14 protein-coding genes are annotated in these 14,111 nt (G+C 44.4%); 12 read left to right on the plus strand and 2 right to left on the minus strand.

Going from position 1 to position 14,111, the window contains the following annotated elements:
* The first annotated feature begins 96 nt into the window (after positions 1 to 96).
* From EV202_RS08935 to EV202_RS08955, 5 genes are all read left to right on the plus strand, one after another.
* Positions 97 to 579: a ferritin gene (locus EV202_RS08935; protein WP_106070104.1), complete on the plus strand. Its 483-nt coding sequence runs from the start codon at positions 97 to 99 to the stop codon at positions 577 to 579.
* 145 nt (positions 580 to 724) lie between these two features.
* The gene (locus EV202_RS08940; RefSeq protein WP_131926790.1) at positions 725 to 964 is read left to right on the plus strand and encodes a hypothetical protein; all 240 of its coding nucleotides are present in this window, start codon (positions 725 to 727) and stop codon (positions 962 to 964) included.
* A complete protein-coding gene (locus EV202_RS08945) occupies positions 961 to 2,388 on the plus strand; it encodes an MATE family efflux transporter (protein WP_131926792.1) in 1,428 nt (475 codons plus the stop codon). The genes EV202_RS08940 and EV202_RS08945 overlap by 4 nt, the downstream gene beginning before the upstream one ends.
* 104 nt (positions 2,389 to 2,492) lie before the next feature.
* Positions 2,493 to 3,359 (plus strand): DUF3737 family protein, encoded by an 867-nt coding sequence (locus EV202_RS08950; RefSeq protein ID WP_131926794.1) that lies wholly within the window; start codon positions 2,493 to 2,495, stop codon positions 3,357 to 3,359.
* Between the two features lie 12 nt (positions 3,360 to 3,371).
* The gene (locus EV202_RS08955) at positions 3,372 to 4,544 is read left to right on the plus strand and encodes a MalY/PatB family protein (protein ID WP_131926796.1); all 1,173 of its coding nucleotides are present in this window, start codon (positions 3,372 to 3,374) and stop codon (positions 4,542 to 4,544) included.
* A 202-nt stretch (positions 4,545 to 4,746) separates the two neighbouring features.
* Here the strand turns inward: EV202_RS08955 and kbl are convergent, their stop codons facing one another.
* Positions 4,747 to 5,934 carry a glycine C-acetyltransferase gene (kbl, locus tag EV202_RS08960; protein WP_131926798.1) on the minus strand — a complete coding sequence of 396 codons (1,188 nt, stop codon included), beginning with the start codon at positions 5,932 to 5,934 and terminating at the stop codon, positions 4,747 to 4,749.
* A gap of 154 nt (positions 5,935 to 6,088) precedes the next feature.
* Here kbl and EV202_RS08965 point away from each other — a divergent pair, with 154 nt between their 5' ends.
* The 5 genes from EV202_RS08965 to EV202_RS08985 all read left to right on the plus strand — a co-directional run bounded on the left by EV202_RS08965 (position 6,089) and on the right by EV202_RS08985 (position 11,422).
* Complete coding sequence (locus EV202_RS08965) at positions 6,089 to 7,045, plus strand: NAD-dependent epimerase/dehydratase family protein (protein ID WP_106070110.1); 957 nt, start codon at positions 6,089 to 6,091, stop codon at positions 7,043 to 7,045.
* Positions 7,046 to 7,064: 19 nt separating this feature from the next.
* Positions 7,065 to 7,913, plus strand: a complete 849-nt coding sequence (locus EV202_RS08970) for a DUF4348 domain-containing protein (RefSeq protein WP_106070111.1) — start codon at positions 7,065 to 7,067, stop codon at positions 7,911 to 7,913.
* 17 nt (positions 7,914 to 7,930) lie between these two features.
* Complete coding sequence (murB, locus tag EV202_RS08975; RefSeq protein ID WP_131926800.1) at positions 7,931 to 8,932, plus strand: UDP-N-acetylmuramate dehydrogenase; 1,002 nt, start codon at positions 7,931 to 7,933, stop codon at positions 8,930 to 8,932.
* Between the two features lie 19 nt (positions 8,933 to 8,951).
* Positions 8,952 to 9,719: an MBL fold metallo-hydrolase gene (locus tag EV202_RS08980; protein WP_106070113.1), complete on the plus strand. Its 768-nt coding sequence runs from the start codon at positions 8,952 to 8,954 to the stop codon at positions 9,717 to 9,719.
* Between the two features lie 71 nt (positions 9,720 to 9,790).
* Positions 9,791 to 11,422 carry a DUF3352 domain-containing protein gene (locus EV202_RS08985; RefSeq protein WP_131926802.1) on the plus strand — a complete coding sequence of 544 codons (1,632 nt, stop codon included), beginning with the start codon at positions 9,791 to 9,793 and terminating at the stop codon, positions 11,420 to 11,422.
* Positions 11,423 to 11,560: 138 nt separating this feature from the next.
* On the opposite strand, the gene EV202_RS08990 is transcribed toward EV202_RS08985, so the two are convergent.
* Complete coding sequence (locus EV202_RS08990; protein ID WP_106070115.1) at positions 11,561 to 11,941, minus strand: DUF3127 domain-containing protein; 381 nt, start codon at positions 11,939 to 11,941, stop codon at positions 11,561 to 11,563.
* Between the two features lie 163 nt (positions 11,942 to 12,104).
* Between EV202_RS08990 and dnaN the strand changes: the two genes are divergently transcribed.
* Both dnaN and EV202_RS09000 read left to right on the plus strand, forming a co-directional pair.
* Positions 12,105 to 13,229, plus strand: coding sequence for a DNA polymerase III subunit beta (gene dnaN / locus EV202_RS08995; RefSeq protein WP_106070116.1), 1,125 nt, complete (start codon positions 12,105 to 12,107; stop codon positions 13,227 to 13,229).
* Between the two features lie 108 nt (positions 13,230 to 13,337).
* Complete coding sequence (locus EV202_RS09000) at positions 13,338 to 14,108, plus strand: 3'-5' exonuclease (RefSeq protein ID WP_106070117.1); 771 nt, start codon at positions 13,338 to 13,340, stop codon at positions 14,106 to 14,108.
* The last annotated feature ends 3 nt before the right edge of the window (positions 14,109 to 14,111 follow it).

Consider the following 14,111-nt stretch of genomic DNA (forward strand, 5'->3'; position numbering starts at 1 on the left):
ACCGATGTCATCTGCGAGTTAAAAAAGATATAAAGTGAACAAACTGAATGGAGACTTGTTATTTTTGTAGTAGTTTCAAATTTATTAGTTACGATTATGATTACAGAAAAATTACAAAAAGCAATTAATGGGCAGATTACAGCCGAGTTGTGGTCGTCCAACCTTTATTTGGCAATGTCTTTCTATATGGAGAAAGAAGGTTATTGTGGTATGGCTTCTTGGTTGAGAAAACAATCTTCTGAGGAAAAAGCACATGCTTGTGAAATGGCTTCTTACATCATCAAACGTGGTGGTGCGGCAAAGCTGGACAAGGTGGATGTTGTTCCCAATGATTTCGGTACTCCGTTGGAGGTGTTCGAACAGGTTTATGAACACGAATGCCGTATATCTAAGCTGATTGACGAGTTGGTAGACGTGGCTGCCGCTGAAAAAGATAAGGCTACACAAGACTTCTTGTGGGGATTTATTCGCGAGCAAGTGGAGGAAGAAGCTACCACTGCAGGTATTGTGGATATGATTAAAAAAGCAGGTGATGCCGGAATCTTCTTTGTGGATGCCAAACTCGGCGAACGTAAATAAATCAAGATTTGCACAATTTTTATAGTTAATGATAAAAACCATATCATTTCTCTGATAGAAGAGTGTGATATGGTTTTTTTATATCTTCTACTTGTAGTTGCTTTGCTGCATAGCATCGGTTAATTTGCTATATTTATCCACAGAAATGGAGAATAACGAATATTATTGTATGGCCTTGATTGCCGAAAAACAAGACTTAGGATATCCAACACCCAACCAACCGGATAATTTTATGCGCTCCGGCTCAAATACAAAACATAGGGTTGATTTATTGACACCGATTGTAGAACTTCAGCTGTTTTATGATGCAAAGTATGGAATTGCGGATGCATATTTTGCCTATTGGCTGCGTGATGTTAAATTCTTCAAAGAACATAGCAGATGACAACACGGGCTGAAAAAACAAATCGTCTGCTTGCGTTGATTCGCGATGGGAAACCGATGACGCTGGGACAACAGTTACGTCTGACTGTGCAGCTCAGTATACCGGCTGTTATTGCGCAATTATCTTCCATCATCATGCAGTATATCGATGCCGCCATGGTGGGAAGCCTCGGTGCCGAGGCATCAGCCTCCATAGGCTTGGTGTCGACAACCACGTGGCTTTTTTGGGGACTGTGTGTGGCTGCCGCTACGGGATTCTCCGTGCAAGTAGCTCATAAAATCGGTGCGGGCGATATGCAAGGTGCGCGGGCGGTGTTGCGGCAATCGCTGATTGCCACACTTGGCTTCAGCCTTTTGTTGGCTATGCTTGGCGTGGCGATTAGTGATGCACTTCCCGGCTGGTTGGGAGGCGATGTTTCCATTCGGCAGAATGCTTCGCTCTATTTTCTTATATTTTCGTTTTTTCTGCCTGCCTTGCAGATGAATTTCCTGGCTGGAGGCATGTTGCGGTGCAGTGGTAATATGCACGTACCGAGTATGCTTGGGGTAACGATGTGTATATTGGATGTTGTCTTCAATTTCTTTCTGATTTTTCCTTCGCGCGAGTGGAGTCTGGCAAGTTACTCTTTCACGATGCCGGGTGCAGGACTGGGTGTGGTTGGTGCGGCATTGGGTACGGTCGCTGCCGAAACGGTTGTTGCCGGAATATTGTTATGGTATCTTTGGAACCGCTCCGATGAGTTGAAACTGGGCGGAGAACGAGGAGGTTTCCAACCGAAAACAAAGACCTTGAAAAGGGCGCTTCGTATCAGTCTTCCGATGGGATTAGAACACTTTGTCATTTGTGGTGCACAGATTATGACAACGGTCATCGTGGCCCCATTGGGAGTTTTTGCCATTGCCGCCAATTCATTTGCCATCACGGCCGAGAGCCTTTGCTATATGCCCGGCTACGGGATTGCTGATGCTGCCACGACGCTGGTCGGTCAAAGTTTGGGTGCGAAACGTCGCCGGCTGACGCGGAGTTTTGCCCGTATTACCGTATTTATGGGTATGGCAATCATGGGTGTAATGGGAGTGGCCATGTATATTTTTGCTCCGCAAATTATCGGATTGATGACACCCGTTGAAGAGATTCGCGAGCTGGGTATCATGGTTTTGCGCATCGAGGCGTTTGCCGAACCTATGTTTGCAGCCTCGATTGTGGGCTACGGTGTATTTGTTGGCGCGGCTGACACACTTGTTCCGTGTCTGATGAACTTTTTCAGTATTTGGATTGTTCGGTTATCCTTGGCAGCCTTGCTTGCTCCGACGTTGGGACTCAAAGGCGTATGGATTGCCATGTGTGTCGAGTTATGTTTCCGAGGCATGATTTTCCTTATTCGCTTGAAGCGGGAACGGTGGATGAAGAATATATATACCTGAATTCGGGATAAGCGGTTTACTTTTGCTAAAGATGAGGGGCTGCATCCTATCGGACGGATATTTCTTGAAGTAAATAATGATAAACAATTAAAATAATATCTCAAATGAAACTTATTAAAGATACCGAATTCGGAGGTGAACGTCCGCTGTTTGCGTCGCATGATCTTCGTTTGGAGAATGTAGTCATCCGTACCGGTGAATCGGCCATTAAAGAGTGCAGTAACATTGAAGCGGTGGAATGTCGTTTCGAGGGGAACTATCCTTTCTGGCATGTTCACGGGTTTAAAATAGACCGTTGCTATTTCGATGTCGGAGGCCGTTCGGCATTGTGGTATAGCGACCATCTGAAGATGACAGACACGGTGATAGATGCTCCTAAAATGTTCCGTGAGATGACCGAGATTGCTATTGAGAATGTGGTGTTGAACGATGCCGATGAGGTGTTTTGGCGGTGTAACGATATACACATTCGGAATCTCAAAATGTACGGTGGTACTTATCCGTTCATGTTCAGCAACAATATCTATGTGGACGGGTTGGAGACTGATAGCAAGTACGTCTTCCAGTATGTGAAGAATGTGGAGATTCACAATGCTAAAATTACGACTAAAGATGCTTTTTGGGAGGTGGAAAATGTAACAATCTACGATTCGGAGCTTAACGGCGAATACCTTGGCTGGCACTCGAAGAACCTGCGTTTGGTGAATTGCCACATCACCGGCGAACAACCGCTTTGCTATGCGCACGACCTCGTGCTGGAGAATTGTACTTTCGATTCTGATTGTGACCGTGCGTTTGAGTATAGTACATTGCAGGCCGATATTCGCGGAGCCATCACCAACATTAAAAACCCGATGTCGGGTCGTATCGTGGCCGATGAATTTGGTTCGGTGACGATTGACGAGAATATCAAAGCCCCGGCTGATTGTGAGATTCGTCTCAGGGATGAGCGTACTTGCTTTAGCGACTAAAAGCAGAAGTGTATGAAATTCGATTTCGATAAACAAATTTCACGGCGCGGAACCAATTCCTACAAGTGGGATAGCGCAAAGAGTGAAGATGTACTGCCTATGTGGGTGGCCGATATGGACTTCCATACGGCTCCCTCAATCGTTGAAGCCTTGCAACGTCGTGTGGCGCATGGCATCTTCGGTTATACTCGTGTGCCTGATAGCTATTATGAGGCCGTCACAGGTTGGTTTGCCCGGCGCCACGGTTTTCAAATAGACCGTGAATGGATTATTTACACATCAGGGGTAGTACCCGCTATCTCGGCTATTATCAAAGCCTTGACCCGGCCGGGTGACAAGGTGCTGGTACAGACACCGGTCTACAACTGCTTCTTTTCTTCAATTCGTAATAACGGATGTGAAATGGTTTCCTCGCCATTGCTCCATGCGGATAATACCTTTACCATTGATTACGATGATTTGGAGCGGAAGGCGGCCGATTCTAAAGTTAAAGTGATGCTTCTTTGCAACCCGCACAATCCCGCAGGACGGGTTTGGAAGCGCGAAGAGCTGGTTCGCATCGGCGAGATTTGCATCCGCCACGGCGTCACAGTGATTGCTGACGAAATTCATTGCGAGTTGGTTTTCCCGGGCCATACCTATACGCCGTTTGCTTCCATCTCGGACAATTTTCTGCAACATTGCGTAACTTGCATCTCACCCAGTAAGGCGTTCAATATTGCCGGGCTACAGATTGCCAATATTGTCTGCTCCGATGATAAACTCAGGCTGAAGATAGACAGGGCAATCAACGATAACGAAGTGTGCGATGTCAATCCGTTCGGTATCATTGCCACCGAAGCTGCCTATAACGAAGGAGAGGAGTGGCTTATGCAACTTGTGGCATACTTGCATGGAAACTATCTCTATATGCAAGAATTTTGTCGGGAGTATCTGCCCGGATTTCCAATAGCTACGTTGGAAGGAACTTATCTTGTGTGGATGGACTGCAGCGTACTCGGCATTCCGTCGGAAGAACTTGAGAAGAAACTGGTAGATGAAGTCGGATTATGGCTTAACGCCGGAACAATGTATGGTTTGGAGGGAGAGGGATTCATGCGTTGGAATATAGCTTGTCCGCATGCTGTCTTGAGAGAGGGCTTAAAACGCTTTGTTTCTTTGGTAAATACCGGGGTTAAGGGATAGTTTCCCATGTGTATGTGTGGTGATACTAAAAGTTTCACCCCTCTGCGTCCGTATGAGACTTACCTTCCCAATACGACTAAGGCTACTTCCCAATAGGAGTGAGGCCACTTCAGTCGTATTGGGAAGTGGCTTCACTCGTATAGGGAAATGAACGGCTGTTGCCGTTTGCCTGCTTTTGGTCAGGATGAAAGGATAGGAAGGCCTATTTGAGTACGCCCAACTCTTTCCCCACCTTAATGAATGCGGCTATACATTTATCAAGATGCGCCTTTTCGTGTCCGGCTGAAATCTGTACGCGGATGCGCGCCTGCTCTTTGGGCACAACCGGATAGTAGAAGCCGGTCACATAGATACCTTCTTCCTGCATGCGTGCCGCATAAACCTGTGACAGCTTGGCATCGTATAGCATCACGGCGCAAATGGCACTTTGCGTTGGCTTGATGTCGAACCCGGCAGCGGTCATTTTATCGCGGAAATAGTTTACGTTCTCCACCAACTTGTCGTGCAGGACATTGCTTTCTTTCAGCATCTTGAATACTTCGAGGCTGGCGCCTATGATGCCCGGTGCCAACGAATTGGAAAACAGATACGGACGGCTGCGCTGGCGCAGCAGGTCAATGATTTCTTTGCGTCCGGTGGTGAATCCGCCCAAAGCGCCGCCGAAGGCTTTACCCAATGTTCCGGTATAAATGTCTACACGTCCGTAAGTATTATATTGTTCGCTCACGCCGTGTCCTGTAGGTCCTACTACCCCGGCGGAGTGTGACTCGTCCACCATGACCAGTGCGTCGTATTTTTCGGCAAAGTCGCAAATCTTGTCCATCGGCGCCACGTTTCCATCCATAGAGAACACGCCGTCGGTAACGATGATGCGGAAACGTTGAGCTTGGACTTCTTGCAGGCATTTTTCAAGTTCGGCCATGTCGGCGTTGGCATAGCGGTAGCGTTTGGCTTTGCAGAGGCGTACACCGTCAATGATGGAGGCATGATTCAGCGAATCGGAGATGATGGCATCTTCTTCGCTGAAGAGAGGTTCGAATACACCTCCATTGGCATCGAAGCAGGCGGCGTATAGAATAGTGTCTTCCGTACGGAAGTAATCGGAGATGGCAGCTTCCAATTCTTTGTGGATATCTTGCGTGCCGCAAATGAAGCGTACGGATGACATGCCGTATCCGCGGTGTTCCATGATTTTCTGGGCAGCAGCAATCAGGCGCGGATGGTTGGATAATCCCAGATAATTGTTGGCGCAGAAGTTCAATACCTCCTTGCCTTTCACTGTGATGGCAGCTTGTTGCGCACTCTCAATCAGTCGCTCCTCTTTATAGAGTCCTGCCTCTTTGATTTCAGCAATCGTCTTGCTGAGATGGTCTTTCATTTTACCGTACATAGCATTTTATTTTTAGGGTAATACGTCCATGTTACATTTTTCACAAAGGACATCATTTTTCTTGGAATAAACAATAGCAGAATGATAGAAAAATGAAAAAAAAGTACGTATATTTGTGCCTCTATAATTAACTAATACCTTATTAATAAATCGTATGAAAAATATTTTGGTAATTGGAGCAACCGGGCAGATTGGTTCGGAACTTACATTGGAGTTGCGTAAACGCTATGGTGATGATCATGTGGTGGCCGGATATATTCCGAGCGCTATGCCCAAAGGTGAATTAAAAGCATCAGGACCTTCGGCCATTGCAGACGTCACCGACCGGCAGTCCATCGAAGTGGTGGCACGCCAGTTTAAGATAGATACGATATACAATCTGGCAGCTTTGCTTTCGGTGGTGGCGGAAAGTCGTCCGGCCATGGCCTGGAAGATTGGTATAGACGGACTGTGGAACGTGCTTGAAGTGGCGCGTGAGTATAACTGTGCAGTCTTTACTCCCAGCTCCATAGGTTCGTTCGGCGAGGCTACTCCCCACATACAGACACCGCAAGACACGATTCAGCGTCCGCGTACGATGTATGGCGTAACCAAAGTGACAACGGAATTGTTGAGCGATTATTATTATACGAAGTATGGCGTGGATACCCGTTCGGTGCGTTTTCCGGGAATTATCTCCAACGTAACCCCTCCGGGTGGCGGTACTACGGACTATGCGGTGGATATTTTCTATTCGGCAGTGAAAGGCGAAAAGTTTGTCTGCCCATTAAAACAGGGTACTTATATGGACATGATGTACATGCCCGATGCCTTGAATGCTGCCATATCACTGATGGAAGCTGCGCCGGCAAGGCTGAAGCATCGCAATGCGTTCAATATTACTTCCATGAGTTTCGATCCGGAAGAAATATATAACGCCATCAAAAAGCATATACCCGATTTTGAAATGGCATATCAGGTGGATCCTCTGCGGCAAGCCATAGCCGATAGCTGGCCCGATTCATTGGATGATTCGTGTGCTCGTGAAGAATGGGACTGGATGCCGCAATATAATTTGGAGTCCATGACCGTGGACATGCTGGAAAAATTGAAAGCTAAATTTAATAAGTGACTGTAGCGGTCCGTAAAAAATGAGAAAAATAGTATTGGGGTTTTTGTTGCTCGTTTTTCTTATTTCATGTGGAAATAAAAAAACGAAGATGGATCCCTTTGTTACCCTTACGAATATGGTAGATTCCGTCAACCAGAAAGCTGACACGCTGAAAGTGGCGGAAGTAGAGGATGTACCGAAACCGATAGAGGCAGACGAATTGTTTGATGATTTTATCTTCAGTTATGCTTCGGATGATGCTTTGCAAAAGCAAAGGACGGTATTTCCTCTACCTTACTATAATCGGAATACTCCGATAAAAATAGAGGAGCGTTTCTGGAAACACGATTATCTCTTCACTAAGCAAAGTTATTACACTTTGCTTTTTGATGAAGAAGATGATTTGGAGTTGGTGGGAGATACTGCCTTGAAATCGGTGCAGGTGGAATGGATATATTTGAAAACCCGTATGGTGAAAAGGTACTATTTTGAACGGAAACACGGCATGTGGATGCTCGAAGCCATTAACTTGCGTGAAATAGAGAAAGGAGAAAATGAAAGCTTTGTAGATTTCTATACTCGTTTTGTGACGGATAGTGTGTATCAAAGTAAGCATATCAGTCATCCGCTGCAGTTTGTAACCATTGATCCGGACGATGAGTTTTCCATTTTGGAAACTACCTTGGATATGAACCAATGGTACGCGTTTCGTCCGGTGATGCCTGTCGACAAGTTATCCAATATAAACTACGGACAGAAAAATGAAGATTTATCAAATACCAAAATATTAAAAGTAAACGGTATAGACAACGGCTATTCCAATATTTTCTATTTTCGCAGACAAGCCGAAGAGTGGGAGTTGTACAAATATGAAGATACGAGTATGTAGCTGATTGAAAGGAGGGAATGGAACTTTATTTGAATAAAATACCTAATACTTTTGGCATTGAAGTGACTGCTGCGCGATTCTTGGAATACGATTCGGAAGAGGCTCTTTGCGAAATGATTGCAGCAGGACGTATTACTGTGCCTTATTTGCATATTGGTTGTGGCAGTAATCTGCTGTTTACTACGGATTATGAAGGTACGGTGTTGCATTCGCATATCCATTCTATAGAAGTGACGGCAGAGGATGAGGAGAATGTGTGGGTACGTGTTGGTGCTGGTGTGGTATGGGATGATTTTGTGGCTTATTGTGTAGACCACTGTTGGTATGGTGCGGAGAATCTCTCGCTGATACCGGGAGAAGTGGGTGCAAGTGTCGTACAGAATATAGGTGCTTATGGGGTGGAAGTCAAAGACCTGATAACTTCAGTGGAAACCATACATGTTGAAGGAGAAAAACGTGTCTTTAGCGTAGCTGAGTGTGGGTATGCTTATCGGAAAAGCATCTTTAAACAACCGGAGATGAAGGATCTGTTTGTGACTTATGTTAATTTTCGATTGGGTAAGAAAGAGCACTATATGTTGGATTACGGCACAATCCGGGAAGAGTTGGCAAAATATCCGCAGGTGGACTTGCGTACATTGCGTCGCGTGATTATCGATATTCGCCAAAGTAAGTTGCCCGACCCTGAGATGTTGGGAAATGCAGGGAGCTTTTTCATGAATCCTATCGTGCCCCGCATGCAGTTTGAAGCATTGCAGCGAATGTTTCCTACGATGCCGTACTATGATGTCGATGCCGGACATGTGAAAATCCCGGCGGGTTGGATGATAGAACAATGCGGCTGGAAAGGGAAAGCGTTGGGGCCGGCGGCTGTGCACGAAAAACAAGCATTGGTTTTGGTAAATCTGGGTGGTGCAAAAGGAACGGATATTGTAGCTCTTTCGGACGCTGTGAGGACCTCTGTACGTGAAAGATTTGGTATAGAAATTTATCCGGAAGTAAATTTTATAGGTAACTGATGATGGTTGATAATTGGTTATGGGAAGAATCAGGATATTAGGAAGTGGAACATCGACCGGAGTGCCGGAGATAGGTTGCACTTGTCCGGTTTGTACTTCTGCTGATGTACGTGACAATCGTTTGCGTGCATCCTCATTGGTGCATACGGAAGATGCAGTGATACTGGTAGATTGCGGTCCGGACTTCAGGCAGCAGATGTTGAATGTGTCTTCTTTTGAAAAAATAGATGGTGTACTGATTACTCATGAGCATTATGATCATGTGGGCGGGTTGGACGACTTGCGTCCGTTTTGCCGTTTTGCCGATATCCCTATTTATTCGGATGTCAATACTGCGGCTCATTTGCGAGCACGTATGCCTTACTGTTTTGTAGACAAAGTGTATCCGGGCGTTCCTCGTATCAATTTAGAGGAGGTGGAAGCCGGCCGGCCTTTTTATATCAACCGGACAGAAATACTACCTTTGCAGGTAATGCACGGTAAACTGCCCATACTGGGGTATCGCATCGGTAAAAAACTGGGTTATATTACGGACATGCACACAATGCCTGATGAATCTTTCGAGCGATTGAGAGGCGTTGAGGTTCTTATTATGAATGCCTTGCGACCAGAACCACATCCTACGCATCAGACTGTATCGGAAGCATTGGTGGCTACTGAACGCATTGGTGCGAAAGAAACTTATTTTATTCATATGAGTCACCATGTCGGACTCCATGCCGATATTGAAAAAGCGTTACCATCCCATGTGCATTTTGCATATGATGGTCTTGAAATAACCTTTTAAACTTTTTAAAGCTTTTGTTTTGTTTTATTTGCAGAATTTATTATTTTTGCAAAAATTAGATAAAACAGGGCATGAAACTCCGACTCTTTATACAGATAGCTGTCATCGTATCCGTAGTGTTATTATGTACGGGTTTTGCCGTGTATTCATTTTTTCGGTTGCATTCAGTGGAAAACCAGCGTGATTTTGACCTCTACACGTTGGTTCCTCAAGATGCAATTGCCATTTTGGAAACCAATCACATGGCCGATTTGATGGAAGATATCAATGGGCTGGATTGTAGTAAAGATAATCATTTTCTATATATCTCCGATCTCTTTTCATATCTGAAAGAAAATCTGCATACTTTGCTGCAAGATACTCCTCACGGGTTGAGCATGCAAATGAATAAAATGTTGATTAGCTTTCACGAACCGGACACGCCGGAAAATCAGGTGCTATATTGCAGTCTCGGTTCGGATGATTACGAACTGGTAGAGACTTTTGTGCAGAAATATTGCTCTGGTAGTTTTCCCCTGAAGACGTTTGACTATAAAGGAGAAGAAATCCGCATTTATCCTATGGCGGACGGCCGTTTCCTTACGATGTATTTCACATCAGATTTTTTTGTTGTCAGCTTTCAGAAACGCTTGGTGGAGCAGGTGATTGATGCTTATCGTACCAAGAATTCTTTGATGAGTCAGGCTGCTTTTCGTACCATCCGTACCAATAAGCACAATGATGTTTCCGCTATGATATATGTGCGTATGCAAGCTGTAGAAATGGGGAAAAGAACGGATGATATTCATTCGTACATGCGTTTGGGGAGTTGGGTGGAATTTGAAGTGCAGCTCAATGAAAATGCCGTTTATTGTTCCGGTATGAGTCATGGGGTAGACTCTACTCTTACTTTTATGAATGTACTGCGTGCCCAGAAGCCTATAGAGGGCTTTCCCGGTGCCAATCTACCGGCTACTACTTTTTTATATCACCGATGGGCTATTTCGGATAGGAGTTCTTTCTTGAACTTCACCACACGCCAAGAGTATGCAAAAGTTGCCTATTCCGATTATGTAAAGCAGCGAGATGAGGAGTGGACGGCATTCTTGAACGATTTTGCGGCTGAAAGTTTCTTGTCTTGTCTTTTTTGCTCGAAAGATACGCTGAATGTTACTTCTTGTGCTGTGGTTTGTATTCCTGTTAAGGACGAACAGCTGGCAGAACACCGTTTGCAATCTTTGCTTTATACCATCCCGCAGGACAAAGAGGCTTCTTCGATGTCCAAACCATTTGACTATACATTATACCCTAAGGCGATGAAATATAAGAAGTATGCTTTGCCACGGACTTCTTTGCTGGCGCAAATGACAGGGATTGCTGAGCCGGATTTTCATACATATGCTTGTTTTTATCGGAACAGCTTGTTGCTGGCTCCTGATGTGGTTAGTCTTTCAACTTATATAGATGCGATAGAGAATGGAGAGGTGTTGGATGGGACATCGGTCTATGAAGAAGGTATAGGTAGTCTGTCGCCGGTTTATAATTTTGTGATGATGGCAGATATGGGAACAATTTTGTTACAACCGGAAGCTTATGTGCGCCTGATACCGAACTTCTTCTTTCGGCAAGCTGATTTCTTCCGCCATTTTATGCTTGCCGTGCAGTTTACTTGTGCGGATAAAATTATCTATCCAAACATCGTACTGCTCTATAAAGGAGGATAATAGAAAAAAGAGGTTCAGGCCTTTCTGTTCTTGGCCTTTTAAAATGTTGATGACGCAGATTCTCTTTATTAAAAATCTACGTCATCAGTTAAAATGAACTCTTTTGAAAAATTATAGAAAAGAGATTTAATAAACGATTTAAAAAGGTAAATCTTCTTTGGCATCCCCTGCAAGGAATTCTGGTGCTGTGGTAGGTGCAGGAGCTGGCGGTGGAGGTAGGGGAGCGCTTGGATCAGATGTAGTGTTGTTTACACGTTCCACTTTCCATGCTCGGATACTGTTGAACCAGCGATCTTGCCATTGGCGTGCATCTATGTCGAAAGATACGGTCAACTCTTCCCCCATTTGGATATTGAACTGCTCGATTTTTTCGGCACCAAAAACCTCAAAACACATTTTACGTGGATATTGACCGTGGTCTTCAACCACATATTCCTGTACTTTCCATTCGTTGCCGGATGATTTGGCGACTCCACCTCTGGGCTGGAGTATGGCGATGACTTTTCCTGTAAATTCCATTGTTTTCTTGTTTAATGATGCGGCGAAGTTACAATTTTTTAGGAATACGAGAAGAATAATCGGCTGTTTTTTCTTGCTAATTCTTTGTCATAGGGAATTCTTTTTTTAACTTTGTCCGTTAGTTATATAGATAGCAAAATAAAAACTTAAATATACGGAAAATATGAAATTTATCGTTTCAAGCACAGCGCTTTCCAGTCATTTACAGGCTGTCAGCCGTGTGATTAATTCAAAGAATGCATTGCCCATTTTGGATTGTTTCCTCTTTGAACTGCAAGACGGAACTTTATCCGCGACAGTTTCTGATAGTGAAACAACAATGGTTACTACAGTCGAGGTGAACGAAAGTGATATGGATGGACGTTTTGCCGTTGCGGCCAAAACGTTGTTGGATGCTTTGAAGGAAATTCCTGAGCAACCATTGACTTTTGAAGTTAATATGGACTCTCTTGAAATTACTGTACAGTATCAGAACGGTAAATATAGTTTGATGGGGCAGAATGCCGATGAGTTCCCGCAATCGGCCATGTTGGGCGACAACGCTGTACGCGTGGAAATGGATGCGCAAATCCTGTTAGGTGGCATTAACCGCGCCATATTTGCTACTGCCGATGATGAACTTCGTCCGGTGATGAACGGTATTTATTTTGATATTACGACAGAGGATATCACCGTAGTGGCATCTGATGGCCATAAATTGGTGCGCTGTAAAACGGTGGCTGCTAAAGGCAGTGAGCGTGCCGCCTTTATACTTCCCAAAAAACCGGCGTCTTTGATGAAGAATCTGTTGCCGAAAGAGCAAGGAAAGGTAACCGTTGAGTTCGATGAACGCAACGCTGTGTTTACTTTGGAAAATTACCGTATGGTATGTCGTTTGATAGAAGGGCGTTATCCGAATTACAATTCTGTAATTCCGCAAGGTAATCCCTATAAAGTGACTGTAGATCGTCAGCTGTTGATTGGTGCATTACGTCGTGTCTCCATTTTCTCATCGCAGGCAAGCAGTCTCATCAAGCTACGTATGCAGCAAAATCTAATTGTGATCTCTGCGCAGGATATAGACTTTTCCACTTCGGCAGAGGAAACGCTGACTTGTCAGTATACGGGTAATCCTATGAATATCGGCTTTAAATCTACTTTCTTGATCGATATTCTGAATAATATCTCTGCTGACGAAGTGGTTATCGAATTGGCCGACCCGTCACGTGCAGGTGTCATCATCCCTGTGGAACAGGAAGAGAACGAAGACCTATTGATGTTGTTGATGCCGATGATGTTGAATGATTAAAGGAATAAATGAATTTTTACCGTAGGAGAGGACATGAGAGCACGGAACTTTATTGGATACTGTGCCTTATGTCCTTTTATGGTGAAAAACAGTAAATATTGAAGAACAATGAAATTAAATCTGAAAAATCCGATTGTTTTTTTCGATTTGGAAACTACGGGTACCAACATTAATTCAGACCGGATTGTTGAAATCTGTTATCTTAAAGTCTATCCTAACGGGAATGAAGAGACCAAGACCATGCGTATCAATCCCGGAATGCATATCCCGGAGGAATCTTCTGCTATCCATGGTATTTACGACCAGGATGTGGCCGATTGTCCTTCTTTTAAAGAAGTGGCACGTAGTATAGCCAATGATATTGAAGGGTGTGATTTGGCAGGTTTCAATTCCAATCGTTTTGATATCCCGGTTTTGGCCGAGGAATTCCTTCGGGCTGGTGTGGATATTGATATGAGTCGTCGTAAGTTTGTGGATGTGCAAGTTATTTTCCATAAGATGGAACAGCGTACGCTGTCTGCTGCTTATCAATTCTATTGTGGTAAGAATCTGGAAGATGCGCACACGGCAGAGGCAGATACTCGTGCTACTTATGAGGTGCTGATGTCGCAATTGGATCGTTATCCGGAATTACAAAACGATATTGCTTTTCTTTCCGACTACTCCAATTTCAATAAAAACGTGGATTTTGCAGGCCGCATGGTCTATGATGATAAAGGAGTGGAAGTGTTCAACTTCGGCAAATATAAAGGGATGGCGGTATCTGATGTTTTGAAGCGTGATCCCGGTTATTATGGCTGGATGCTGAACAGTGACTTTACATTGAATACCAAAGCGATGTTGACTAAAATACGTTTGCGCGAATTGACTCAAAAATAGGAA

It is taken from the genome of Prevotella heparinolytica, assembly GCF_004342845.1.
Taxonomy (GTDB): domain Bacteria; phylum Bacteroidota; class Bacteroidia; order Bacteroidales; family Bacteroidaceae; genus Bacteroides; species Bacteroides heparinolyticus.

Bases quoted from the DNA above. Each gene is read 5' to 3' on its own strand.
- EV202_RS08935 (WP_106070104.1), top strand. From the start codon at position 97: ATGATTACAGAAAAATTACAAAAAGCAATTAATGGGCAGATTACAGCC.
- EV202_RS08940 (WP_131926790.1), top strand. From the start codon at position 725: ATGGAGAATAACGAATATTATTGTATGGCCTTGATTGCCGAAAAACAA.
- EV202_RS08945 (WP_131926792.1), top strand. From the start codon at position 961: ATGACAACACGGGCTGAAAAAACAAATCGTCTGCTTGCGTTGATTCGC.
- EV202_RS08950 (WP_131926794.1), top strand. From the start codon at position 2,493: ATGAAACTTATTAAAGATACCGAATTCGGAGGTGAACGTCCGCTGTTT.
- EV202_RS08955 (WP_131926796.1), top strand. From the start codon at position 3,372: ATGAAATTCGATTTCGATAAACAAATTTCACGGCGCGGAACCAATTCC.
- kbl (WP_131926798.1), bottom strand. From the start codon at position 5,934: ATGTACGGTAAAATGAAAGACCATCTCAGCAAGACGATTGCTGAAATC.
- EV202_RS08965 (WP_106070110.1), top strand. From the start codon at position 6,089: ATGAAAAATATTTTGGTAATTGGAGCAACCGGGCAGATTGGTTCGGAA.
- EV202_RS08970 (WP_106070111.1), top strand. From the start codon at position 7,065: ATGAGAAAAATAGTATTGGGGTTTTTGTTGCTCGTTTTTCTTATTTCA.
- murB (WP_131926800.1), top strand. From the start codon at position 7,931: ATGGAACTTTATTTGAATAAAATACCTAATACTTTTGGCATTGAAGTG.
- EV202_RS08980 (WP_106070113.1), top strand. From the start codon at position 8,952: ATGGGAAGAATCAGGATATTAGGAAGTGGAACATCGACCGGAGTGCCG.
- EV202_RS08985 (WP_131926802.1), top strand. From the start codon at position 9,791: ATGAAACTCCGACTCTTTATACAGATAGCTGTCATCGTATCCGTAGTG.
- EV202_RS08990 (WP_106070115.1), bottom strand. From the start codon at position 11,941: ATGGAATTTACAGGAAAAGTCATCGCCATACTCCAGCCCAGAGGTGGA.
- dnaN (WP_106070116.1), top strand. From the start codon at position 12,105: ATGAAATTTATCGTTTCAAGCACAGCGCTTTCCAGTCATTTACAGGCT.
- EV202_RS09000 (WP_106070117.1), top strand. From the start codon at position 13,338: ATGAAATTAAATCTGAAAAATCCGATTGTTTTTTTCGATTTGGAAACT.